Origin of the sequence: Thalassospira profundimaris (genome assembly GCF_003326795.1) — a bacterium.
GTDB lineage: Bacteria > Pseudomonadota > Alphaproteobacteria > Rhodospirillales > Thalassospiraceae > Thalassospira > Thalassospira profundimaris_C.
On the sequence record NZ_JPWI01000007.1, the window covers coordinates 64,316 to 87,031 of the forward strand.

Genomic DNA, 22,716 nt, shown 5'->3' on the forward strand with positions numbered 1-22,716 from the left:
TTAAACATTTGTTTAAGTCTGTGATGCCAGATTGGTCATATTTAGTTCTTGGGGACTACCGAAAGCCGAGCCCGAATAATGCGTTTAATGACCCCTTCCGGGCCAAATGCGTTGGCCAAGACACCGCTTTTGACACGCAGCCGTTTTCTGCGTGCCTGTTTGGCTGCGTTTTTGTGTCTGACAGCAATCACGCTTTCTGCGACCCTTGTCCCGAACAAGGCGCTGGCACGAACCTATACCGCCATGGTCATCGATGGTGATACGGGCGACGTACTGCATGAATATCGTGCAGACCATAAAGTGTACCCTGCGTCCCTGACCAAAATCATGACGCTTTATATGCTGTTTGACGCCCTTGATAGCGGAAAGGTATCGCTTTCAACTCCAATGAAAGTATCCAAGCGTGCATGGGGACAGGCGCCGTCCAAACTGGGTGTTCAGCCCGGTGACACCATTTCAGTCAAGGACGCCATTCTTGCACTGGTAACGAAGTCGGCCAACGATGTTGCCGTCGTTGTTGCTGAACATCTTGGCGGCACAGAAATCAAATTTGCCCAGATGATGACGGCCGAAGCGCGTCGGATTGGCATGAAACGGACGACCTTCCGCAATGCATCGGGCCTGCCCAATCGCGGCCAGATGACTACAGCGCGTGATATGATCACGCTTGCAGTTGCGCTTCGCAAGAATTTTGGCAGCTACTACCACTATTTTGCCACCCAGAAGTTTCGTTTCGGTGACCGTACCTATGGCAACCACAACAACCTTCTGGCGTCCTATTACGGAACCGACGGGATCAAGACCGGCTATATCAATGCTTCGGGCTTTAACCTTGTTGCATCGGTCAACCGTAATGGCAAACGCCTGATCGGCGTCGTGTTTGGTGGCAGAACCGCCCGTACCCGTGACGATCAGATGAAAAAGCTCCTTGATAGCGCCTATGTCGAACTGACGAAGGAAGGCGAAATCAGGGTTCCGCGTCCACGCGTCAGCCCGGAAGATAAAATTCTTCCCGCCGATGCCCAGCTTTTGATGGCCAAGCGTGAAACCATGCGTGAAGCAGAGCAACCCGGCCGCATTGATACACAGACCGTGGTGACCCGTATGAAGCCGGAAACCAATGGAAGCTGGGCCATTCAGGTTGGTGCGTTCAGCGATCAGCGTCGGGCACAGGAAGCTGTTCTTGCAGCCGCCCGTACGGCCCCGGATGTGTTGCGTTTGACCCGCGCGGCTGTTGAACAGCAGGCAAGCGGAACCGGTGTCGTTTACCGCGCACGTCTTCTTGGTTTTGACGGTGAAAGCGAAGCCCGCGCCGCTTGCGCAGCACTGCGCCGTGAAAAACTGGCGTGTATCCCGGTTAATTCCGGCGGCGCTGGTTAAACAACTCGCACAATATCAAGATACAACAAAGGCTGTCAGAGCAATCTGACAGCCTTTGTTTTTGTCCAAAATCCCGTGTCGACATCAAGCCGTCGGGGGTTATGGCCGGATCAATGCCCGCCACCGGGGGCAAAGAAGTCATCTAATGCCAGTCCACTTTTAACCAGCTGATCTGTTACCTGGGCCTTGAGCCGGATCAGGCCATCGTTATCTGCTGCCTCGCAGCGCGCAACGATGGCTGGCTGGGTATTGGAGGCACGCAGCAACCACCAGCCATCCACAGTACTGACACGTACGCCATCAATGCCGCTAACCTCTGCACCAGCCTCGGCAAGGCGCGCACGCACTTCTTCGATCAGGGCAAATTTGCGATCATCCGGACAATCAATCCTGGTTTCCGGTGTATTGACTGCAACCGGCATAGCTTCGCGCCATTGCGCAAGACTCTTACCGCTTTGGACCAGAATACGGTACAGACGAACCGCCGCGTACGTTGCGTCATCATAGCCATAATAGCGCTCAGCAAAGAAGATATGGCCGCTCATTTCGCCTGCAATCGGGGCTTTTGCCTCGATCATTTTGGTCTTGATCAACGAGTGACCGGTCTTCCACATAATGGCATTGCCACCAAGGCGGGTAACCTCGTCAAACAGGGTCTGGCTTGCCTTGACATCGGCAATAATCGACGCACCTGGCTGCCGTTCAAGAACATCGGCGGCATAGATCTGAAGCAACTGATCACCCCAAAGGACATTGCCCTTGCCATCAATCACACCAATACGGTCGCCATCACCATCAAAGGCAACACCCCAATCAGCATTATGCTTGGCCACGGCGGCCTTGAGATCAACCAGATTGGCTTCAACCGTCGGATCAGGATGGTGGTTGGGGAAAGTGCCATCAATGTCGTCAAACAACAAATGATGCGTTCCCGGAAGCTGGGCCGTCAGCTTGCGAACAACATCACCGGCGGCACCATTGCCACAATCCCAGACGATGGTCATCGGATCGGGAACGTCACAATCAAGTTCCGCCAGAAGACGGGCAACAAACCGGTCCTCGACATCAATTTCGGTTGCGGTTCCCTGCCCGGTCTCGAAATCCCCGGCAGCGGCAATTTTACCCAGTTCCTGAATGGCGGCACCAAAAACAGACTTGCCGGCATTGAGCATCTTGAACCCGTTATAGTTTGACGGGTTATGCGATCCGGTAACCATGATACCTGCATCGGTTTTTTCGTCATAAACCGTGAAGTAAAGCATCGGGGTCGGGCCGCGGCCGACAAGCACGACATCACAGCCGGTCGAAAGAATGCCGTCTGCCAGCGCCGAAGCAAGTTCGGGCGAGCTCAGACGCCCGTCACGCCCCAAAGCGACGCGCTTGCCTCCTGACCGACGCACCATGGTCCCGAACGCCTTGCCCAATGCATTGGCATCTGCTGCATGAAGGGTATCCCCGACAACCCCGCGTACGTCGTATTCACGCAATACCGAACTGTCAAACTTGTGTGCTGCGGAATTCGTCATAGCCTGGGTCAGCCTCCAATAGTTGCACGTCCGACGCAGGAATAGCTAAAACCGTTTTCAGCCATTTCGGTCGGGTCATAAACGTTACGCAGATCAACCACGGTCGGGTGAACCAGCGCATCCTTGATACGATCAAGATCCATGCCGCGGAATTCGTTCCATTCGGTCAGAACGACCATGGCATCAGCACCGGAAATCGCGTCGTACGCGCCATCGCAATATTCGATGCCATCAAGAAGCTTTTTGGCCTCGCCCATGGCTTCGGGATCGAATGCCTTGATCTTTGCACCCGCTGCAATCAGGGCCGGAACGATATCAAGGCTCGGTGCATCGCGCATGTCATCGGTGTTTGGCTTGAATGCCAGACCGAGGATACCGATGGTCTTACCAGCCACAGAACCACCACAGGCAGAAATCACACGATCAGCCATGGCTTTCTTGCGTTTGGCATTCACGTCAACAACCGTCTCGATGATACGAAGCGGGCTGCCATGTTCCTGTGCGGTACGCACCAGCGCAAGCGTGTCCTTCGGGAAGCACGATCCGCCATAGCCCGGACCGGGATGCAGGAATTTTTTGCCGATACGGCCATCAAGACCAATGCCGCGGGCAACGTCATGCACGTCTGCACCGACCTTCTCACAGAGATCGGCGATCTCGTTGATGAAGGTAATCTTGGCAGCAAGGAATGTATTGGCCGCATATTTGATCATTTCCGAAGTTTCACGCGTGGTGAAGACAATCGGTGTTTCAATCAGATAAAGCGGACGATACAGATCAGACATGACTTCGCGAGCACGCTCGTCGCTCGTACCGATAACGACACGATCCGGGCGCATGAAATCGCCAATCGCCGATCCTTCGCGCAGGAATTCCGGGTTGGAAACCACTGCAAATTCGGCATCAGGACGCTTTTCACGAATAATGCGCTCAACTTCACGACCGGTTCCGACCGGAACCGTCGATTTGGTCACAATGACGGTAAAACCTTCCATTGCGTCTGCGATTTCTTCGGCAGCAGCATAGACATAGCTGAGATCAGCATGACCGTCGCCACGACGGGTTGGTGTTCCTACCGCAATAAAGACAGCATCAGCCCCTTTGACCCCTTCCTTGAGGTCGGTGGTAAATGTCAGACGACCTGCCTTGACATTGTTTTCGACCAGAACATCCAGACCAGGCTCGTAGATTGGCATGATACCGTCTTCAAGACGGGCGATTTTTTCCACATCCTTGTCGACACAAATAACATCCGTGCCAAACTCGGAGAAACAGGCACCGGAAACAAGTCCAACATATCCGGTCCCGATCATTGCTACGCGCATGGAGGTTTAATCCTAGTAAGAGGAGACTGACCAAAACAGATCATCGAACCATTTCGGTCAGTTATCGTTGAAATCAAATGATTATTCTGCTGCTTCGCCTTCGGCGAATTCGTGAATGAGCTGGCGGACATCGTCCTTCATGTCTTCGCGCGCCAGGGCAAATGCCATTGTCGCCCGAAGAAAACCGATCTTGTTGCCGCAATCAAAACGGCGGCCTTCAAAACGATATCCGTAGAACGGAACTTTACCGATCATCGCAGCCAGTGCATCGGTCAGCTGAATTTCGTTACCCGCTCCACGCGGAATATTTTCGAGAGTTTCGAAGATGCCCGGATCCAGAATATAACGGCCAATCGCCGACAGCGTTGAGGGTGCGTCTTCGGGTTTTGGCTTTTCCACCATCCCGCACGCACTGACCAGACGGCCGTTGGTGCCTTCGACTTCAAGAACGCCATAGCGCTGGGTTTCTTCACGCGGAACATCCATGACGGCAACCATGTTACCGCCTGTGCGACCATAACTTTCGACCATCTGCTTCATGCAAGGTGTCTTTGCCTGAATAAGGTCATCGGCCAGAAGAACCACAAACGGCTCATCCCCGACCAGCGATTTGGCGCACAAAACAGCATGACCAAGGCCCAGCGGATTGCCCTGACGGGTATAGGTCACACGACCATTTTCCGGGATCATTGCAAGGGCCGTCTCAAGCGCGTCGGTTTTTCCGCGTTCGGTCAGGATCGCTTCAAGTTCGGCAGAGCGATCAAAATGATCTTCAATGGCAGTTTTGCCACGGCCGGTTACGAAAATGAATTCTTCAATCCCCGCAGCAATGGCCTCTTCGACAGCGTATTGGATAAGGGGCTTATCAACAACCGGAAGCATTTCCTTGGGCATTGCCTTGGTTGCTGGCAAAAAGCGGGTCCCCATACCTGCAACCGGAAATACAGCCTTCTTGATTTTTCTCGACATTCAAACACTTCCCTTTTCAACCGCTGCACGCCCAGTCTGATCGAAAGTACGGCATGTATGCTTCTGCCACATTTCCGGAACTCCGATCAAGCGAGCGTAAGAATAATTCACGCTAATCTTTACATAGCCGTAACAAAAGGCTGCGCGCGGTGTTGAGTTTTGCGGCCAGATAATCTGATCCACCATGATCGGGGTGCACCGCCTTGATCTGGATCTTGTAAGCACGATTAATCTCTTCGCGTGATGCATTCGCATCCACACCAAGGATTTTTCGCGCTTCCTCCGCACTCATGTCAGCCGCGCTTTTGCTCCTGCTATTGCCATGGTTCCTATCGCCATTGTTGCGGTCGTTTCCTCCGGAATGTGCATCCTGACTGCCAGTATCGTTGCGGGACCATTCCTGCCATCCCCTACAGTCGGGACGACGTTCAAGATAAGCCTCAAGAACCGTCTGGCTTTGGTCGGTTGCGTAACAACAGTCAACAAAAAGCAACTGCAGGTCGTCAACCCCCAAGCTGTCCAAATCTGCACCGGCATAGGTTCCGCTTATGACAGAGCCCTTCATTTGTCCGGTTTCAAGATCAAGCAGCATATGCAGAATTTCCGTTCGAATTTCCGATGTCCTGCCAGAACCGGCAGAACCATTTGAACTCCCCCCCATGTTGCCCGGCCGGGCACGACGGCGGGAATAGGCAAACACCCGTCGAAACAATGGCCATAAATAACCAAGCTTCATCATCCGAACTAAAAATGGCGATGTTACGGCCAAAGCCGCCGACATTGCGGCAATTTTGCCAGTCAAAAGAAGCCACAACGCCAACAGGATCAGAAGGCCGACAATAAGGAACAATCCGACTTTTCGGACATCCTTCGGTTCAGCCTCGCTCATCCAGCGGATGAAAAAGCCCACACCAACAAAAAGCGCAATCCCGATCAGAACCCACTGCATTACCGGGGCTTTCGCAATTGATGACCAAGACGCAAAACTTCTTGCGATCCGGTTTTCTGTTGATAAACGGAAAGACCGTTATCCCCGCCAACCGCATAACTCGCCACCGCGCCGAGCAAATCCCGAAGTCTGGATGCGGAACTCGCATCAAATTGCATGAATGCGCCGCCAGTTATGCGTGCAATCTCGCCAAAGGCAAAGCTGGCATCCCTGTCATAGCCCTCCTGAAACATGAAGGCCTTAACACCTTTGAGTGCAAGGTTTCCTGCAATCGGCGCCAAATGATCGGGGTTCTCTTCAATGCAATCACCAACATAAATCAGTGCATCAATTTTTTTGCTGCTGGCTTCTCGTTCGACATGCGCCAGCACACGCTCGATCTGAGTATGCCCGGCATGGCAACTGACCTTGGAGATATAATCGCGGAGCGCCTTGGCATTGCGGCACCAACCGCTTGCCTTGCACTCGGACAGCCCGCGAAAAAACACAAGCTGGATATCAAGCGCACCTATTCCGTCAACCGCATCAAACATCTCGGCCTGAATTTCGGCCGCCCGGTCCCAGCTTGGCTGGCGACTGGCTGTCGCGTCCATTGCAAAGACCAGTCGCCCCATTGCCGGACCAGATGTCGGCGCACGCACAGAAAGACCACGCGCACGATGCAGGAAGTCATCGACTTCCTGTCTGCTCGATGTATCCGAGATGATGTCTTTGCGTCCCAAGAAAACCTGCCTGCTTCATATACTGTGTGGGCACGAATAGCGCCCCTTAAGATATAGGCCGCAGGCAGTCAGATCGGCAACTCTTCACCTTCGGCCGGTTTGAACCCGATCACTTCAAGCAGGGATCGAACTTCCTGACGGGCAGCCATGTGGGACATGCTCATCGGAATGCCGACCCCTTTTTCACGCAAGTCAAGAAGGGTCAGACCTTTGAGGAAAAGTTCGCGATAAATGACACGTTCGCCAAAGCCCGGCGCAGAACGGAAACGGATACGCTCGCCCAGTTTTTCAACGATTTCAGCAATGTCGCGCTTGTTGCGGGCATCAAGATGCGACAGGCGGTTGCGCATGACAATCCAGTCAATTGTGCCACCATCGATGGCGGCACGGCGTTTGCGCGCATCCCAGACCATTTCGGCATAAATACTCGGCCCCTTGATCGCAAGGCTGTCAGGATCAATCCGCGCAAGCATATCAAGATCAATGAAGCTGTCATTGATCGGCGTAATAAGCGTATCGGCACAGGCATGGGCAAGGCGCGACAGATAATTGTCACTCCCCGGACAATCCATCACCACGAAATCGCACGCCAGCACCATCTCACCCAGCGCAGTCGTGAAGCGTTCGCGCTCGTCAAGCTTGGCCTCGTTGGCATCGGGAAGTTCACTGCGATAGATCGGACGATGATCGGGCACAGGAAGTTGAAGACGTTTTTTCTCGTTGAATGCTTGCCGGTTCTCGACATAACGGGTCAAAGTTCCCTGCCGCGCATCGATATCAAGCGATCCGACCCGAAATCCCATCTTCATCAGGGAAACAATCAGATGCATCGCCGTTGTCGATTTGCCTGATCCCCCCTTCTCGTTACCGATCACGATCACATGGGCGCGTTTGGACGACGGCTGTTTTTCCGTCGCGGTCTGCTGGCCTGCGCTGTCCCCGTTTGCGCTGGTCTCGTCCACCGTCATGAATGTCTGCTCCGTTATTCAGGCTTATTGGTTGTGTCCCCATGACCAATCTCCCCCAATGAGCCACTTTACCAGTAAAAATCAAGGTAAAAGAAACCCATCTGACTGAAGTCGTGTGACTGATCACTAGCCAATCTATGAGCACAAAGGTAAAGATAAGGGTAGCGCAGCACCAAAATGCGCATGAAAACAAGATGAAAGGACGCAATGTGAGGTATCGGGCGGCGGCGGTTGGCGGCATATTGGCCAGTTTGATGATGATGGCCACATCTACGGCCTTTGCACAGCAAGCAGCCGGGTTTGAACAGATTCCCGACGATCAGAGCCCCGTCTCATATACAACCCGCATTGATGGCCAGCGCGCGTTCCTGCGTCAATATCGCGATAACAGCACAGTCTTTGTCGCCCGTTGGTTTGCGCCGCGCACTGAAAAGGAACCACAGAACACAGCAAGCGACCTGTATCTTGAAGCCGTCTATACGACGTCCGCTCCGGGTTTTCGGTTTAGTACCGCGATGGCCCCCGAAAATTTGCTTGAGATGTTCCAAAGCTTGAAAGACCGCACCAGCATTAATGGTCAGGGATTTGTACAGGATACCCGCTTCGGCCCTGTTGCCCTTACCCCGTTTGTTCGTCAGGGTTCCCAATGTATTGCCTTTGTCGGGCAATGGGACCCTCAAACACAAACACAGCGCGGCAGCCGAATTCTTGGCTATTACTGCACTCCCGCACTACTACAAGCGCAAACGGGTGCAGTATCCCCGCAAAACAGTCTTCCCGTGATTGATGCCCAGGAATTTGCCGCTGCCTTCTTCAGTCGCCTGGCAATTAAGCTGCTGGAAAACTCACCGGTCACGGCAGAGGTTGCCGCAACCGTGGATACACCCGTGTCAACAGATTCCGTTGCCCCGGCACCGGCTGATGGCATTGCAATCACCACCAACTGGCAGGGTGTACGTGGCACCGGTAAACTGCATTTTGATCAGCCATCTGGCGAAGGCACCATGATCCTTGATGACGACCAACGCCATTGCGAGGGTATCTGGCGCCACGAAGGCGGTGCATATCAAAGTGGCACATTGCCCTTTGGCAGCTGGTATGTGTACTGCAATGACAGCAGCTTTGCCCGCGGTCACTATACCAGCGAAACGACTGCAACCGTTACAGGTGACGGACAGGACAATCAGGGACAGGCAGTCTATTTCCGCCAGGCCAACTGATCCCGAACGACCGAAAACCCAACTCATTTTGCCCCAAAGAATCAAACGAATATGACCGCAGATATCCAGACCATTGTAATTGGCGCAGGCGTTGTCGGACTTGCATGCGCACGTTCGCTTTCCCGAACCGGCCGAGAAGTTCTGATCATTGAACAACATGATGCGATCGGCACCGAAACCAGCGCACGCAATAGCGAAGTCATCCATGCCGGTATCTACTACCCGAAGGGCAGCCTGAAAGCCAAATTGTGCGTTTCCGGTCGCGAAATGCTGTATCGCTATTGTGCCGAAAACGGCATCAGCCACAGACGCACCGGCAAACTGATCGTTGCAACAGCACAGGATCAAATCGAAGCTCTTCATGGCATCGAAAGCAAGGCACGTGAAAACGGGGTGACCGATCTTGTGTGGCTAAGCCAGCAAGAAGCACTGGAACGTGAACCGGCACTGAACTGTGTTGGCGCATTGCACAGCCCGTCGACCGGCATAGTCGATTCTCACCAGTTGATGGTGACCTTGCTGGGCGAGGCCGAGAATAATGGCGCGACACTGGCCCTTAACACCAAGGTCGTCTCGGTCGATCACGCAAACGGTCTCTACACACTCACCACCCGCGACGCCGATGGCGAGGAAATGAGCCTGACCTGCGCAGAACTTGTCGTCGCAGGCGGTCTTCACAGCCAGACCCTTGGCCGGAACTTTGCGGGCTTGCCGCAAGATACCGTCCCGCCACAACACTACGCGCGCGGTTGTTACTTTACCCTGTCGGGCAAGGCACCATTTTCGACCCTGATCTATCCCGCCCCTGAGCAGGCCGGCCTTGGGATTCACCTGACCCTTGATCTGGGGGGACAGGCACGTTTTGGTCCGGACGTAACATGGGTCGACCAGCCCGACTATGACGTCCCGGAGGAACGCCGGGCGGCCTTTGCCCAAGCCATTCGCAAATATTACCCCGACCTCAATGAGGATGCGCTTCAGACCGGCTATGCAGGCGTTCGCCCCAAAATTCAGGCACCGGGAGAAGCCGCACGCGATTTCATGATTGCTGATGAAAAGCTGCACGGTCTTAATGGACTTGTAATGCTCTATGGTATTGAATCACCTGGTCTGACGGCATCCATAGCCATTGGAGAACGCGTTTCAGACCTGATTACGCAACAGGGCAATTTTCAAGCGGCATCTTGATGTCGTTCTCTGAGAACAGCGACGAGTGGAACATGACCAAGTCACGCCGCAACATGACGACACATAGCCAGAACGAGATTGCGACACCCAAACCCGCGCAATCAGTTGGCGGTCTGTCGCGGCGACGTTTCCTTGCGGGCAGCATGCTGGGATTGGGCGGTGCGGTTCTGGCATCCAGCCCGCTTGCCCTTCATGCCCAGCAACTTGAACCCTTTACTCTTGCACCGAACAGTCTGACCACAGGACGCGGTCTTGGCAGCGATAGCAGCAAGCCCAAAGTCGATTTTACCGACAAGATGCGGGAATACGTTATTGCGCTTAGCCGGTGGGCGAAAAGTTATCGCAGCGACTTTTCCATCGTCGCGATGAACGGGTTGGAGTTGACCGAGTATCTGGAAACCACGTTATTTGCTGCTCGCGGCACGGCAGAGCCGGCACGGGATTATCTGCGCGCCCTTGATGGCATCCTGAGCGAAGCCCCGTTTTTCGGCTATGAGAATTACGGCGAGCCAACCAATGGCGAGGAAAGCAAATATATCCTTGGCTATCTCGACCGTCTGAAGCTTGAGGGCCTGAAATATCTGATCGTCGATTACACCAACAAGATCGAGAACATGCAGGCGGCTCGCAAGCAACTTTCCGGGCTTGATGCCATTTACTATGCTGCCCCGCCACCGGGAATGCAGTTATCGACCCTTGCCAAGGTCCCGCGGACGCCAATCGGGTCAAACCCGCACGTGATCGACAATCTGCGTCAGGCAAAGAACTTTGCCATGGTGCTCGACAGTTCTCCTTATGGCACCAAAGACGCCTATATCAATGCGCTGGCCGAAACCAATTACGACACGTTGATCATTGATCCGTTCCACCGCGGCACCATCCCGCTGACCTATGACGATATGAAACGGTTGCGCTACAAGAAGACCGGAACACCCCGGACACTGATGGCCTATATCAATATCGCCACAGCCGAAACCTATCGTTATTACTGGAAAAGCAACTGGCGCACCGGATCACCCGATTTCATCGGTGAAGGCAATTTACTTGCCCGCTGGGGGCAGGAACATCATGTCCATTACTGGACACCGAAATGGCAGAGCCTGATATATGGCAGCGAAGCAAGCTACCTTGGCGGCGTCATGAAACTCGGCTTTGACGGTGTCCTTCTGGGTGGGTTGGATGAACATTCCTGGTGGCTTGATTACTGACCCGGTCAGATCTCCTCACGACCATCACGAATTTATGATCACATGCCCGAGCAACCATATGACTGGTTATTTGACGACCTATCTGTGCTTGGGCACTGTAGCTCATTGATAAAAGACAATCTGCGCTGCAGAAACAGGAGGTCATCTTGTCCGAGCCCATCATTCATTATTTCTTTGTCCAGTCACCCTGGTCATTCTTCGGATTTCGGCGTGTTGTCGAAATTGCCCGCAAACATGGTGTCGATATCATTCATAAACCCTGCCGGGCAGCGGATGTGTGGGAACATGGTGGCGGTGTCCCGCTGGCCAAACGTCCCAAACCCCGTCAGGACTATCGACTGGTCGAACTCAAACGCTGGTCTGAATTCCTGAACATTCCGATTAACCTGCATCCCAAATATTTCCCGGTTGATGAAACACGCGCAGCGCGGACCATCATTGCGGTTCAGGAAGATGGCAAGGATGTATTGCAACTGACCGAAACCCTGATGGGTGATATCTGGTTGCGAGAACGCGACATCGCAGATGCAGCCGTCATACGCGAAGCTCTGATCGCAAACGGACTGTCCGCAGAATACCTTGAAAATGCCGACCTGCCCGAGATCGCCAATATTTACGATGGCAATTCCCAGTCCGCACGTGATCACAACATTTTCGGAGTCCCGACCTATTTTATCGGCAACGAGATGTTCTGGGGCCAGGACCGGCTCGATTTCGTTGACCGGGCACTCGGCTGATCTGCCCCGACAGTACTGAACGGATTGCTTAAAACGAACGGGGCGGGAAAATTTCCCGCCCCGTTCGTTTTGGTCTTTGATCAGATCAATAAACCAGAATTCCTGTTCCCCTAGCCAAGGCGTTTGACGTGATCGACAACAAACCCGTCAGATGACGGATAAGTGTTTTCGATCATGGCAAGGGCCTTATGCTCGTCACTTGCGGCGACTTCATGGGTCTGCACATCTGCCCAGCGATCGTCAAAAATCTCGTGGGAACGATTTTCTTTGACACATTCGCGAACGGCTTGGTTGTGCAGTTCAACTTCGAAAACGGTCTGGCGATGGTCTGTGAATGCAGACATTTCCGCCGATCTCCTTACTTTTTGTCCGGCGGCGCCGCCCAGACGCCGTCGTGTCCTGAACCGGGAATCTCAACCACAAGACACCCAACCTCCAGCTTACGTTTCGCGCCTTAACGAGCCGTAAATTGTCCGGTTAATTTGTATTTCTAGATTAATTGCTCCGGTTTCAAGTGCGAATTTGTCATAGCTGCATCACCGGCAAACGCCGGTCAGGCGCCGGTCAGCACAAATCACGCCGGGATCGCTATTCTGCGCAATAAATCGTCTGTTTTAAATGCCACACAATACCAAGTTGCTGCTTTTATCGATCCTCGACAGACGCATTAAGAATCATCCTGCCCGGGGTTTTGCACCATTTTGATCATTTGCGGTTATGTTGCAGCGCACAGGTCGCGCAATAATATTACAAAGCTTTTCTGCAGTGATCATAAAATTCCACACTGTCGCCCCCACCCCAACCGAAACGTTCTTTTTTAAGCATGTGATGAATTTGAAATTGATCGGACGAGCAATGCATCAAACATAAAAGGATAAGCAGGCATCAGCCTGCATCAGAACAATGATGCTGCCAGGAGGCTGCAAGAGGATGAACGTCTTTTCCGATACCGCATTTGATGGCCATGAACAGGTCGTGTTTGCCAGTGACGAAGCCACTGGTCTGAAAACCATCATCGCCGTCCACAATACCAATCTTGGTCCGTCGCTTGGCGGGTGCCGCATGTGGCCCTATGCAAGCGAACAGGAAGCCATTCATGATGTGCTTCGTCTGTCGCGCGGCATGACCTACAAGTCAGCTCTTGCCAATCTTCCGCTTGGCGGCGGGAAATCCGTGATCATCGGCGATCCACGCAGTCAGAAGACCCCTGAACTGTTCCGCGCCATGGGCCGCGCTGTCGAACAGGTTGGCGGCCGCTACATCGTCGCCGAAGATGTCGGAACCAGCCCCGAAGACATGGAACAGATTGCAAGCCAGACCAAACATGTTGGCGGGATCAATGATGGCTCGGACCCGGCCCGGACAGGTGACCCGTCCCCCTTCACCGCCTATGGGGTATTTATAGGCCTGAAGGAAGCTGCTCGTTTCAAATACGGCACCGACGACCTTAAGGACCTTCGCGTTGCCGTTCAGGGACTGGGACATGTTGGCTATCATCTGTGCCGGATGCTGTTTGCGGCAGGTGCCAAGCTTATTGTCGCTGATCTCAACAAGAACAGCGTGATGACCGCTGTGAACGAGTTTGGCGCAACTGCGGTATCTGTGGATGAAATCCTGTCAGTCGATGCCGACATTCTCGCCCCTTGTGCGCTTGGCGGAGTGATCAACGACAGAAGTATCGAAAAGCTCCGTGTTGGCATTATTGCCGGTGCGGCCAATAACCAGCTTGAACATGACCGGCATGGCGACATGCTGCGCGAAGCGGGCGTCCTCTATGCGCCGGATTACGTGATCAATGCCGGTGGCGTCGTCGAGGTTCATTATTGCCGCGAAGGCAAACCGGTTAGCGAAACCAATAAACATATCGAGGGCATCGCTGGCACCGTGCGCGAAATCTTTGATCGCGCCAAACAGCAAAACCTGTCGACCGGCTTTGTCGCCGACCGCCTTGCCGAGGAACGGTTCGGCCTGGTTCGCAAGGCAGCCTGACGGCCACAAAATCCACAAAAACAAAAAGGCGAGGCCCACATGGCTTCGCCTTTTTCATTTAACCGATTGTATGCATTCAGATCAGAGAGACGGTTATTCTGCCGCGATCGGCGCAACATTTGCGGTCACAGCCGCTGCATCTTCACAATCACAATTGCCACAGGTTTTCGACTGAAGCAATTCTGCGCGCATGTGACAGGCACATTTGCCGCATTGAGGTGCACAGCCATGGAAACGAAATACTTCCGCCGGACGCGTGGCACCACCTTCCTCGGCGGCACGACGAACGTCTTTTTCCCTTAACGCATTACAAATGCAGACATACATAGGTGCGATTGCAATCAGTTATTAATTACGTGCACACAGATGTAGGATAAATGCGAATAGTTTTCAAACACTTTTGCAAACACCAGATCAAAAAAAATCCCCTGCAGGTTTGGATTTCTGCAGGGGATTTTGGGAAAGCTGTTTACTTACAAGAAGATCAGGCAAGACTTATGTGACTTACAACCTTTGCCACACCTTTGATACGACGCACGATGGATAGCACTTTATTGAGCTCCTCATCGGTCTGTGCTTCGCCCATGATGTAGACAATGTTCTGAACAGACTGCCAACGATAGTTGACCGAACTCACGCCTTTTTCGGCCAATAACAATGCCTTGATCTGACTTTCGATCCAGACATCGGAAACAGATTGGGTCGCCGAATCCGCCGGTACGGCATTCTTGCCATATTCGTCTTCGGCCCGGTGATAGGCGTCAATGGTTTCCTGATCGGCAATCACAAGGTGATCATAAACGGTCTTGATCCGGTTATCCTGTCTGACCAGCGACATCACGTCATAATATTTACCTTTGGAATCAACCAGACCGGTGACCATGACATTCTGTTTCCAGATGTCGACATTCACATCGAGCAAATAGGTATGATCCACTTTGGAAAACTCGCCAAGGATGCCTGACTTGATCTGTGTATCAAGCCACTGATCATTGCCTGTGCGGTCTTCAAGCGGCATTTGAAGCGGCCCGCATGCGGCAAGAGGTGCTGCCAAAACTGCACAGATGGAAAGCGTCTTGAACACACTGCGCAAGCCTCGGTTAACCTTGATCATCAATGTTCTCCTTTTCATGCCCGTGTGGCATGGTTCAAAATATTTGGCGACCGGCAATTATCGCTGCTTTATCAGTGTTTCTGATCAAACGCGCAAAATCCTGATCGGTTCCTGTCTTTATCTATTACAGTGAATTTTGACAAAAAAAAGCCCGACGCAAATGCGCAGCGGCGCATCTTACATAAAAGAAAGTGAATGAAAGAAAAATGGACCGAAAATTTCTTTCCGGTCCAAGGTCTGGATATTGCTATCTCGGGGGCTCATCGTCCGGCTTTCCGGACACGCCGTGCTCCTTCGAACTCAATTCTCCTCCATCGACATCAGGGATGCGTTACCCCCTGCGGCCGTGGTGTTGATGGTGATGGTTTTCTCGGTGGCAAAGCGATGCAGGAACGCTTCATCAGGAAGCGCACCGTCATCCTCAGCCCCGCTATCGGAAATCAGCGACAGGATCGCGCCATCACGCTTGGCAAGCAGCTGTTTGAACGATGTGACGCGATCAAGCGGCGCGATACAGGACACACCGGCAATATCGCCATCATACATCGCGCCCAGACCGGTATTGGCACCAACAACCTTCACCAGTCTGGCCGGAAGTCCGGCTTCGTTCGCCAGCGCGGGAATGTCAGCAAACCATTTCAGATCACCGGCAAGGATCACAGAGTTCCCTGCTGCCAATGCCGCACCAAGATGGCGGATCACACGGGTCGGCTCGGCATCCTTGTCGGCCTGCACCAGATAGACACCCCGTCCCAGACAATAAAGATCGTTGGTTTCACCAGTCGGCCCGGGCATCCGTTTGGGGGCAACAAATCCGTTTTCCGACAGGGCTGCAAAGCTGGCCACATGGTTTGCACCCGCCACCAGCTCATCCTTGCCAGACTCATTGAGCTTTGCCGCAAGCGTCTCAAGAATCCGGACGCGTTCATTGCCATCAACCGCCTGCCACTCTTCCTGCGCGGACAGCATCGCGGCATATTCGGCGGTCGGTATCACATCCTTGACGATGATCGGCGCACGATCCTCAAGGACGGCATCATGAGCCGCACCATGTGCAACAGCAATCGGCTTGGCAAAGCGTTCGACATAGTGCGGCCCACCGGCTTTCGGACCGGTACCCGACTTGCCCTGACCACCGAACGGCTGAACACCGACAACGGCTCCGATCATGTTACGGTTCACATAGCAGTTGCCGACACGCAGCTTCTGCGAAATCTGGCGAACCGTGCCGTCGATACGCGAATGAATCCCCATCGTCAGGCCGTAGCCAGATGCATTGATCTGATCAAGAATCTTGTCGAGATCACGGGCCTTGTAGCGAACCACATGCACGACCGGACCAAACACTTCGCGTTCAAGAACGTCAATCGACGGAATCTCAAAGCAATGCGGGGCAAAGAAAGTACCGTCCTTGCATTCCGGCAGAACGTCACAGGCATGAAGCAGCTTGGCTTCTTTCTTCATCCGCTCTGCATGTGCTTCAAGCGTCTTGCGCGATTTTTCGTCAATGACCGGCCCGACATCGATATCAAGGAATTTCGGATCACCAACGCGCAGTTCCTTCATCGCACCGACCAGCATGTGGCACAGCTTGTCTGCGATATCTTCCTGAACAAACAGGACACGCAGGGCCGAGCAACGCTGACCAGCGGACTGGAAGCCGGAAATGATCGCATCCTGAACGACCTGCTCGGGAAGCGCGGTCGAGTCAACGATCATGGCATTCTGCCCACCGGTCTCTGCAATCAACGGCAAGGGCACACCCGGACGCTTCGCAAGCGCCTGATTGATGACCTGTGCGGTCTCGGTCGAACCGGTAAAGGCCACACCGGCAATCCGCGGATCATTGATCAGCTGATTCCCAATCACCCGACCCGGTCCGGGAACCAGATTGAACGCAGCACCGGGTACACCCGCTTCAAGGATCAGTTCTGCGGCACGGGCCGCAACCAGAGAAGTCTGCTCTGCCGGCTTGGCAATGACAGCATTGCCTGCTGCCAGTGCGGCAGTCACCTGACCAAGGAAGATCGCAAGCGGGAAGTTCCACGGACTGATACAGACAATCACGCCACGGCCTTCAAGTGCTGTTCCCTCGCGGAAGGTTTCCTCGGCACGGTTTGCATAGTAACGGCAGAAATCAACGGCCTCGCGAACTTCGGCAACACCATCGGAATAAAGTTTGCCTGCTTCGCGCTGACACAGCGCGATGAACTCGTCCATATTCGCTTCAAGCAGATCGCCCAAACGACGCAGAGCTGCTGCTCGATCAGTAGCCGGTGTTTTGTTCCAGATGCCATATCCTTTGACAGCAGCAACAACTGCTGCTTCCACGTCATCACTGGTGGCCTGCACCAGATTACCGACCTTCTCAGCCAGTTTTGCCGGATTCACGACATCAACCGGGGTTCCGGAAACCAGTTTGCCGTCGATCAGCGGGGCCGCGTTCCAGGTCTTGCCCTGAATTTCGGCAAGCTTGGCATTAAGCGGCAGCAACATATTGGTATCGGTCAGGTCAATACCACGCGAATTGACGCGCCCTGCACCATAAAGATCGACCGGTGCCGGGATCTTCGGGTGGCCCTTACGCGGAAGTGCCGCCATCTTTTCAATCGGATCGGCGATCATTTCCTCGATCGGCAGCTGTTCGTCCTGAATACGGTTCACGAAGCTGGTATTCGCACCGTTTTCCAGAAGACGACGCACCAGATAAGCCAGAAGGTCTTCATGTGTGCCGACGGGGGCATAAACGCGACACGGAACATTTTCGCCAGCCTTGTCGACGATCTGCTCATAAAGGGCCTCGCCCATACCGTGCAAACGCTGGAATTCAAAGGTACGGTCATTGCCCGCCATTTCAAGGATGGAGGCAACCGTATGCGCATTGTGGCTTGCGAACTGGCAATAGAATGCATCGCGACGTGACAGCATCAGTTTGGCGCATGCCAGATAGGAAACGTCGGTTGATGCCTTGCGCGTGAAGCACGGATAGCCTTCAAAACCGTTTTCCTGACTGAATTTGACTTCGGTATCCCAATAGGCCCCCTTCACAAGGCGCACCATCATTTTGCGACCGACCTTGGTCGACAGGTCTGCCAGCCATTCCAGCACATAATATGCACGTTTCTGATAGGCCTGAACCGCCAGACCATAACCTTCCCAGCCATCAAGTTCAGGGTCGGCAAAGACCGCACCAATCACATCAAGTGACAGGTCAAGACGGTTGGCTTCCTCGGCATCGACGGTGAAACCGATGTCATATTTCTTGGCAAGCAGTGCGAGCTGTTTCAGACGCGGCGTCAGTTCGTTCATGACGCGGTCATAATTGGCGAAATCATAACGCGGATGGATCGCCGACAGCTTGACCGAGATACCCGGGCTGTGGATCGGACCACGACCATTGGCGACACGGCCAATATCGTTGATCGCGTCTTCATAGGCCTTGTAATACCGATCTGCGTCTTCCATCGTACGGGCTGCTTCGCCCAGCATGTCGTAGGAATAGCGATAGCCCTTTTCCTCGTTCGCCTTGGCACGAACGGCGGCCTCGTCAATGGTGCGGCCCATAACGAACTGGCGCCCCATGATGCGCATCGCATGGTTGAATGCCTTGCGAATGACCGGCTCGCCCGACCGCGCAATCATGCGTTTCAGCAAACGGCCCGGATCGGCCTTTTCCGCCTTGCCAAACTTGATGACCTTACCGGTCAGCATCAGCCCCCAGGTCGAGGCATTCACAAAGAAGCTGTCTGAATGTCCCAGATGGCTCTGCCAGTTTGCGTCGAACAGCTTGTCCTGAATAAGCTTGTCAGCCGTCACCGCATCGGGCACGCGCAGCAGCGCCTCGGCCAGACACATCAGAATGACGCCTTCCTTGCTTGAAAGCTCGTATTCGTGCAGCAGCGCATCAATGCCGCTTTTGCCGTTATCGGCCTTACGGACATTGGCGACCAGCTGATAGGCCTTGGCCTGCACACGTGCAGTCTGTTCGGGGCTCAGACGCGCCTTTTCGATAAGGCGCTCGACCGCGGCTTCTTCGTCGGCACGATAGGCATCACGGATCTGGCTACGGATGGCATTCGGTTGGGGCAATTCAGTGCGGAACATCTAGTTCGACCTCTCCCTGCAGTATTGACTTTCACGGGCTCCGTCACAGGACAAAGTGCTGTTTTCAGAGCCTGATGGCACCTCTATGACGACAGACATTATTATTTCACCCAAAAAATGTGCTGCCAATTTTCGGTAAAATACGATATATCATCCAAACAATTCGACTTTAAGCAGTCACAAACACTGGTTAGTTTATTATTATGCAGAAGAACCAAAAGAGCCTCGACAAGATCGACAAGCAGATCCTGCGGGAACTCCAGAACGACGGACGGATGTCCAATGTGGAACTGTCGCGCCGGGTCAATCTCAGCCCGACGCCCTGCCTTGAACGTGTACGTCGCCTCGAACAGCACGGCTTTATTACCGGCTATATGGCGACCCTTGATCCGCGCAAGCTTAACCAGTCTCTGGTCGTCTTTGTCGAAATCACCCTGGATCGCACCACCCCGGACGTTTTTGACGTATTTGCCGCCGCCATTCGCAAGCTGCCGGAAATTGAAGAATGTCATATGGTCGCTGGCGGCTTCGATTACCTCGCCAAACTGCGAGTTGAAGACATGTATGCCTATCGCGAGTTTCTTGAACGCCTGTCATCAGTGCAGGGTGTGAGCCAGACTCATACATATGTCGTCATGGAAGAAGTAAAAGTCCGTCCGGGCATCACGATCCCCTGATCGACTGTTTTTTGGTTGCTTTGCAATAGCTTAATGCGCACAATCCGTGAAATTCAAACAGGATGAAAACCTGTTAGGGTCGGCTATTGCCCAAAAGAAACCAAACAAGTCAGGCGCAGGAAAATGTCAGAAGTCAGTTTCTATTTCGATTTTTCTTCACCCTACGGTTATCTCGCTGCCGAGCGAATGGAAGAATTCGAATCGCGTGTCGGGGTTACGGTCATCTGGCGTCCCTTCATGATTGGTGCTGCCTTCAAACAGACAGGACAAAGCCCGCTGCTTAGCCAGCCGATTCGTGGCAAATATTTCCGCCACGACATGGAACGATGTGCGCGCCTGCAAGGTACTCCCTTCAATATCCCCGACAACTTCCCCTATTCGGCACTTGTTCCAACACGGGCATTCTACTGGCTTGAGTCGCGGTCCCCGGCCCTTGCCCGGCGTTTTGCCAAGGACATCTATCGCGGCTATTTTGCCGACGGGCTTGACATGGCAAACCCGGAAAACGTTTTTGCCGCGGCCACACGTCATTCGATCAATCCCGGTGAAATGCGTCTGGCCGTTGAGTCGCAACGCTGGAAAGACCGCACCCGTGAAGTCACCGACGAGGCCATTGCCCTTGGCGCATTCGGATCCCCCTTCTTCTTTTACGAGGACGAACCGTTTTTCGGGAATGACCGCCTTGATCAACTCGAACAGTGGATTTCATTGCGCCGAAGCACAGCAAACAGCCTGCCTGGCTAACCAACCGTGATCTTTGCATATTGACCTTTCCAGATGCCGGATTTGACAAAACCCGGCTGAATATTGATGCGAACAGATACGCTTTCGCGCGAAACAGGCAGCGCCAGAGAGCATATAAAACCGCAGAATACTGCGCATAAATCGTGATCACGCCTCATATATACAAATCCGGTACTGAAATACCGATTTAATATTGACGTTTACGTAAACTTCACCCATAACAACAGCCATAAACACCACTCACTCGGGCGACCGATTGCCCATAACAAACGGTGCAGACGGACAATGACGGTACTGAAATCTGCGGTGAATTCCCGTTCCGAAGAGTTCCGCAACAATGCCGAACACATGGAAAAACTGGTTGCTGATCTTCGTGAACAGATCGCGACGGTAAAGCTGGGCGGCGGCGAACGCGCCCGCGAGCGTCACACAAGCCGCGGAAAGCTGCTGCCACGCGAACGTATTCGCCAGCTTCTTGATATCGGATCGCCGTTTCTCGAACTCTCCCAGCTTGCGGCATATGGCATGTATGGGGATGAGGACGTCCCGGCAGCCGGCATTATCACCGGCATTGGGCGGGTTTCCGGCATCGAATGCGTGATTGTTGCCAATGATGCGACGGTCAAGGGTGGTTCCTACTACCCGATGACGGTTAAAAAGCATCTTCGCGCTCAGGAAATTGCGCTTGAGAACAATCTGCCCTGCATCTATCTGGTTGATAGTGGCGGTGCCAACCTGCCGCGTCAGGATGACGTATTTCCTGATCGCGATCATTTCGGGCGCATCTTCTTTAATCAGGCAACCATGTCGTCGAAGGGCATCCCGCAGATCGCCGTTGTTATGGGGTCTTGCACCGCGGGCGGTGCCTATGTTCCGGCCATGTCGGATGAAAGCATCATCGTGCGCAAGCAGGGCACCATCTTCCTGGGTGGTCCGCCGTTGGTAAAAGCTGCAACTGGTGAAGTTGTTTCAGCCGAAGACCTTGGTGGTGCGGATGTGCATTGCAAAACGTCCGGTGTCACTGATCATTACGCACAGGATGACAATCATGCGCTTTCGATTGCGCGCGATATCGTCAAGAACCTGAACTGGACCAAGAACCCCGGCCTGACTTTGACCGAGCCCCGTGCGCCTTCCTACGACCCGCGCGAGATTTATGGCGTGGTGCCAACCGACACCAAGAAACCCTATGACGTGCGCGAAATCATTGCCCGCATCGTTGATGGCTCGGACTTTGATGAATTCAAGGCGCAGTACGGGACAACCCTTGTCACCGGCTTTGCCCGTATCTTTGGCTATCCGGTCGGGATCATCGCCAATAACGGCATCCTGTTTTCCGAAAGCGCGCTTAAGGGGGCGCATTTCATCGAACTTTGCGCCCAGCGCGGCATTCCCCTGGTGTTTCTGCAAAATATTACCGGCTTCATGATTGGCCGCAAATATGAAAGCGGCGGAATTGCCAAGGATGGCGCAAAGCTTGTCACCGCTGTTGCCACCGCCAATGTGCCAAAATTCACCGTTCTGATCGGTGGATCATTTGGTGCTGGCAACTATGGTATGTGTGGTCGTGCCTATAGCCCGCGCTTCCTGTGGATGTGGCCAAATGCCCGAATCTCTGTGATGGGCGGCGAACAGGCCGCAAATGTTCTGACCCAAATTCGTGCCGATGCCGCCGAGAAACGCGGGGAAACCTGGCCCGAGGCCGAACAGGAAGCATTCAAGGCCCCGATCCGCGATCAGTATGAAGAACAAGGCCATCCCTATTACGCCTCTGCCCGCTTGTGGGATGATGGCGTGATTGATCCGGCTGATACCCGCATGGTTCTTGGCCTTGGCCTGTCGGCAGCACTGAACAAACCGGTCGAAGAAACCCGGTTTGGCGTGTTCAGAATGTGA

The 22,716-nt window shown here is 53.7% G+C and carries 19 protein-coding genes; 9 read left to right on the plus strand and 10 right to left on the minus strand.

The annotated features are described in order from the left end of the window. Positions 1-78 precede the first annotated feature (78 nt). Entirely contained in the window at positions 79-1,380 is a 1,302-nt protein-coding gene (locus tag TH30_RS11920) for a D-alanyl-D-alanine carboxypeptidase family protein (protein ID WP_258548704.1), read from the plus strand. A gap of 110 nt (positions 1,381-1,490) precedes the next feature. On the opposite strand, the gene pgmG is transcribed toward TH30_RS11920, so the two are convergent. The 6 genes from pgmG to TH30_RS11950 form a co-directional block, all read right to left on the minus strand. Further along, positions 1,491-2,906, minus strand: a complete 1,416-nt coding sequence (gene pgmG, locus TH30_RS11925) for a phosphoglucomutase/phosphomannomutase PgmG (RefSeq protein ID WP_114098321.1) — start codon at positions 2,904-2,906, stop codon at positions 1,491-1,493. A gap of 8 nt (positions 2,907-2,914) precedes the next feature. Then, positions 2,915-4,231, minus strand: a complete 1,317-nt coding sequence (locus tag TH30_RS11930; protein WP_114098322.1) for a UDP-glucose dehydrogenase family protein — start codon at positions 4,229-4,231, stop codon at positions 2,915-2,917. Positions 4,232-4,312: 81 nt separating this feature from the next. Then, positions 4,313-5,200: a UTP--glucose-1-phosphate uridylyltransferase GalU gene (galU, locus tag TH30_RS11935; protein ID WP_114098323.1), complete on the minus strand. Its 888-nt coding sequence runs from the start codon at positions 5,198-5,200 to the stop codon at positions 4,313-4,315. A gap of 112 nt (positions 5,201-5,312) precedes the next feature. After that, positions 5,313-6,149: a J domain-containing protein gene (locus TH30_RS11940; protein WP_114098324.1), complete on the minus strand. Its 837-nt coding sequence runs from the start codon at positions 6,147-6,149 to the stop codon at positions 5,313-5,315. Further along, positions 6,149-6,871, minus strand: a complete 723-nt coding sequence (locus tag TH30_RS11945) for a VWA domain-containing protein (protein WP_114098325.1) — start codon at positions 6,869-6,871, stop codon at positions 6,149-6,151. The genes TH30_RS11940 and TH30_RS11945 overlap by 1 nt, the downstream gene beginning before the upstream one ends. Before the next feature lie 68 nt (positions 6,872-6,939). After that, positions 6,940-7,839, minus strand: a complete 900-nt coding sequence (locus TH30_RS11950; protein WP_114098326.1) for a division plane positioning ATPase MipZ — start codon at positions 7,837-7,839, stop codon at positions 6,940-6,942. A gap of 194 nt (positions 7,840-8,033) precedes the next feature. Here TH30_RS11950 and TH30_RS11955 point away from each other — a divergent pair, with 194 nt between their 5' ends. From TH30_RS11955 to TH30_RS11970, 4 genes are all read left to right on the plus strand, one after another. After that, positions 8,034-9,059: a hypothetical protein gene (locus TH30_RS11955; protein ID WP_114098327.1), complete on the plus strand. Its 1,026-nt coding sequence runs from the start codon at positions 8,034-8,036 to the stop codon at positions 9,057-9,059. Between the two features lie 51 nt (positions 9,060-9,110). Further along, the gene (locus tag TH30_RS11960) at positions 9,111-10,247 is read left to right on the plus strand and encodes an NAD(P)/FAD-dependent oxidoreductase (RefSeq protein WP_114098328.1); all 1,137 of its coding nucleotides are present in this window, start codon (positions 9,111-9,113) and stop codon (positions 10,245-10,247) included. 32 nt (positions 10,248-10,279) lie between these two features. Further along, positions 10,280-11,455 carry a hypothetical protein gene (locus TH30_RS11965; protein ID WP_258548705.1) on the plus strand — a complete coding sequence of 392 codons (1,176 nt, stop codon included), beginning with the start codon at positions 10,280-10,282 and terminating at the stop codon, positions 11,453-11,455. Between the two features lie 146 nt (positions 11,456-11,601). Then, a complete protein-coding gene (locus TH30_RS11970; protein WP_114098329.1) occupies positions 11,602-12,192 on the plus strand; it encodes a 2-hydroxychromene-2-carboxylate isomerase in 591 nt (196 codons plus the stop codon). A 110-nt stretch (positions 12,193-12,302) separates the two neighbouring features. Here the strand turns inward: TH30_RS11970 and TH30_RS11975 are convergent, their stop codons facing one another. Further along, positions 12,303-12,536, minus strand: coding sequence for a hypothetical protein (locus TH30_RS11975; RefSeq protein ID WP_114098330.1), 234 nt, complete (start codon positions 12,534-12,536; stop codon positions 12,303-12,305). Between the two features lie 586 nt (positions 12,537-13,122). On the opposite strand from TH30_RS11975, the gene TH30_RS11980 reads away from it, so the two are divergent. Continuing rightward, complete coding sequence (locus TH30_RS11980; RefSeq protein ID WP_114098331.1) at positions 13,123-14,181, plus strand: Glu/Leu/Phe/Val dehydrogenase dimerization domain-containing protein; 1,059 nt, start codon at positions 13,123-13,125, stop codon at positions 14,179-14,181. A 93-nt stretch (positions 14,182-14,274) separates the two neighbouring features. On the opposite strand, the gene TH30_RS11985 is transcribed toward TH30_RS11980, so the two are convergent. The 3 genes from TH30_RS11985 to putA form a co-directional block, all read right to left on the minus strand. Beyond that, a complete protein-coding gene (locus TH30_RS11985; RefSeq protein ID WP_114098332.1) occupies positions 14,275-14,508 on the minus strand; it encodes a (2Fe-2S)-binding protein in 234 nt (77 codons plus the stop codon). 157 nt (positions 14,509-14,665) lie between these two features. Beyond that, positions 14,666-15,295, minus strand: a complete 630-nt coding sequence (locus TH30_RS11990) for a BON domain-containing protein (protein WP_114098333.1) — start codon at positions 15,293-15,295, stop codon at positions 14,666-14,668. A 300-nt stretch (positions 15,296-15,595) separates the two neighbouring features. After that, on the minus strand, positions 15,596-19,399 hold the full coding sequence (gene putA / locus TH30_RS11995; RefSeq protein WP_114098334.1) for a bifunctional proline dehydrogenase/L-glutamate gamma-semialdehyde dehydrogenase PutA: 3,804 nt from the start codon (positions 19,397-19,399) through the stop codon (positions 15,596-15,598). A 203-nt stretch (positions 19,400-19,602) separates the two neighbouring features. Here putA and TH30_RS12000 point away from each other — a divergent pair, with 203 nt between their 5' ends. The 3 genes from TH30_RS12000 (at position 19,603) to TH30_RS12010 (ending at position 22,716) form a co-directional block, all read left to right on the plus strand. Continuing rightward, positions 19,603-20,076 (plus strand): Lrp/AsnC ligand binding domain-containing protein, encoded by a 474-nt coding sequence (locus TH30_RS12000; protein WP_068518581.1) that lies wholly within the window; start codon positions 19,603-19,605, stop codon positions 20,074-20,076. Between the two features lie 123 nt (positions 20,077-20,199). Continuing rightward, positions 20,200-20,820 (plus strand): 2-hydroxychromene-2-carboxylate isomerase, encoded by a 621-nt coding sequence (locus tag TH30_RS12005; RefSeq protein ID WP_114098335.1) that lies wholly within the window; start codon positions 20,200-20,202, stop codon positions 20,818-20,820. Positions 20,821-21,105: 285 nt separating this feature from the next. Then, on the plus strand, positions 21,106-22,716 hold the full coding sequence (locus TH30_RS12010) for a carboxyl transferase domain-containing protein (protein WP_114098336.1): 1,611 nt from the start codon (positions 21,106-21,108) through the stop codon (positions 22,714-22,716).

Bases quoted from the DNA above. Each gene is read 5' to 3' on its own strand.
- TH30_RS11920 (WP_258548704.1), top strand. From the start codon at position 79: ATGCGTTTAATGACCCCTTCCGGGCCAAATGCGTTGGCCAAGACACCG.
- pgmG (WP_114098321.1), bottom strand. From the start codon at position 2,906: ATGACGAATTCCGCAGCACACAAGTTTGACAGTTCGGTATTGCGTGAA.
- TH30_RS11930 (WP_114098322.1), bottom strand. From the start codon at position 4,231: ATGCGCGTAGCAATGATCGGGACCGGATATGTTGGACTTGTTTCCGGT.
- galU (WP_114098323.1), bottom strand. From the start codon at position 5,200: ATGTCGAGAAAAATCAAGAAGGCTGTATTTCCGGTTGCAGGTATGGGG.
- TH30_RS11940 (WP_114098324.1), bottom strand. From the start codon at position 6,149: ATGCAGTGGGTTCTGATCGGGATTGCGCTTTTTGTTGGTGTGGGCTTT.
- TH30_RS11950 (WP_114098326.1), bottom strand. From the start codon at position 7,839: ATGACGGTGGACGAGACCAGCGCAAACGGGGACAGCGCAGGCCAGCAG.
- TH30_RS11955 (WP_114098327.1), top strand. From the start codon at position 8,034: ATGAAAGGACGCAATGTGAGGTATCGGGCGGCGGCGGTTGGCGGCATA.
- TH30_RS11960 (WP_114098328.1), top strand. From the start codon at position 9,111: ATGACCGCAGATATCCAGACCATTGTAATTGGCGCAGGCGTTGTCGGA.
- TH30_RS11965 (WP_258548705.1), top strand. From the start codon at position 10,280: ATGACCAAGTCACGCCGCAACATGACGACACATAGCCAGAACGAGATT.
- TH30_RS11975 (WP_114098330.1), bottom strand. From the start codon at position 12,536: ATGTCTGCATTCACAGACCATCGCCAGACCGTTTTCGAAGTTGAACTG.
- TH30_RS11980 (WP_114098331.1), top strand. From the start codon at position 13,123: ATGAACGTCTTTTCCGATACCGCATTTGATGGCCATGAACAGGTCGTG.
- TH30_RS11985 (WP_114098332.1), bottom strand. From the start codon at position 14,508: ATGTATGTCTGCATTTGTAATGCGTTAAGGGAAAAAGACGTTCGTCGT.
- TH30_RS11990 (WP_114098333.1), bottom strand. From the start codon at position 15,295: ATGATCAAGGTTAACCGAGGCTTGCGCAGTGTGTTCAAGACGCTTTCC.
- putA (WP_114098334.1), bottom strand. From the start codon at position 19,399: ATGTTCCGCACTGAATTGCCCCAACCGAATGCCATCCGTAGCCAGATC.
- TH30_RS12000 (WP_068518581.1), top strand. From the start codon at position 19,603: ATGCAGAAGAACCAAAAGAGCCTCGACAAGATCGACAAGCAGATCCTG.
- TH30_RS12005 (WP_114098335.1), top strand. From the start codon at position 20,200: ATGTCAGAAGTCAGTTTCTATTTCGATTTTTCTTCACCCTACGGTTAT.
- TH30_RS12010 (WP_114098336.1), top strand. From the start codon at position 21,106: ATGACGGTACTGAAATCTGCGGTGAATTCCCGTTCCGAAGAGTTCCGC.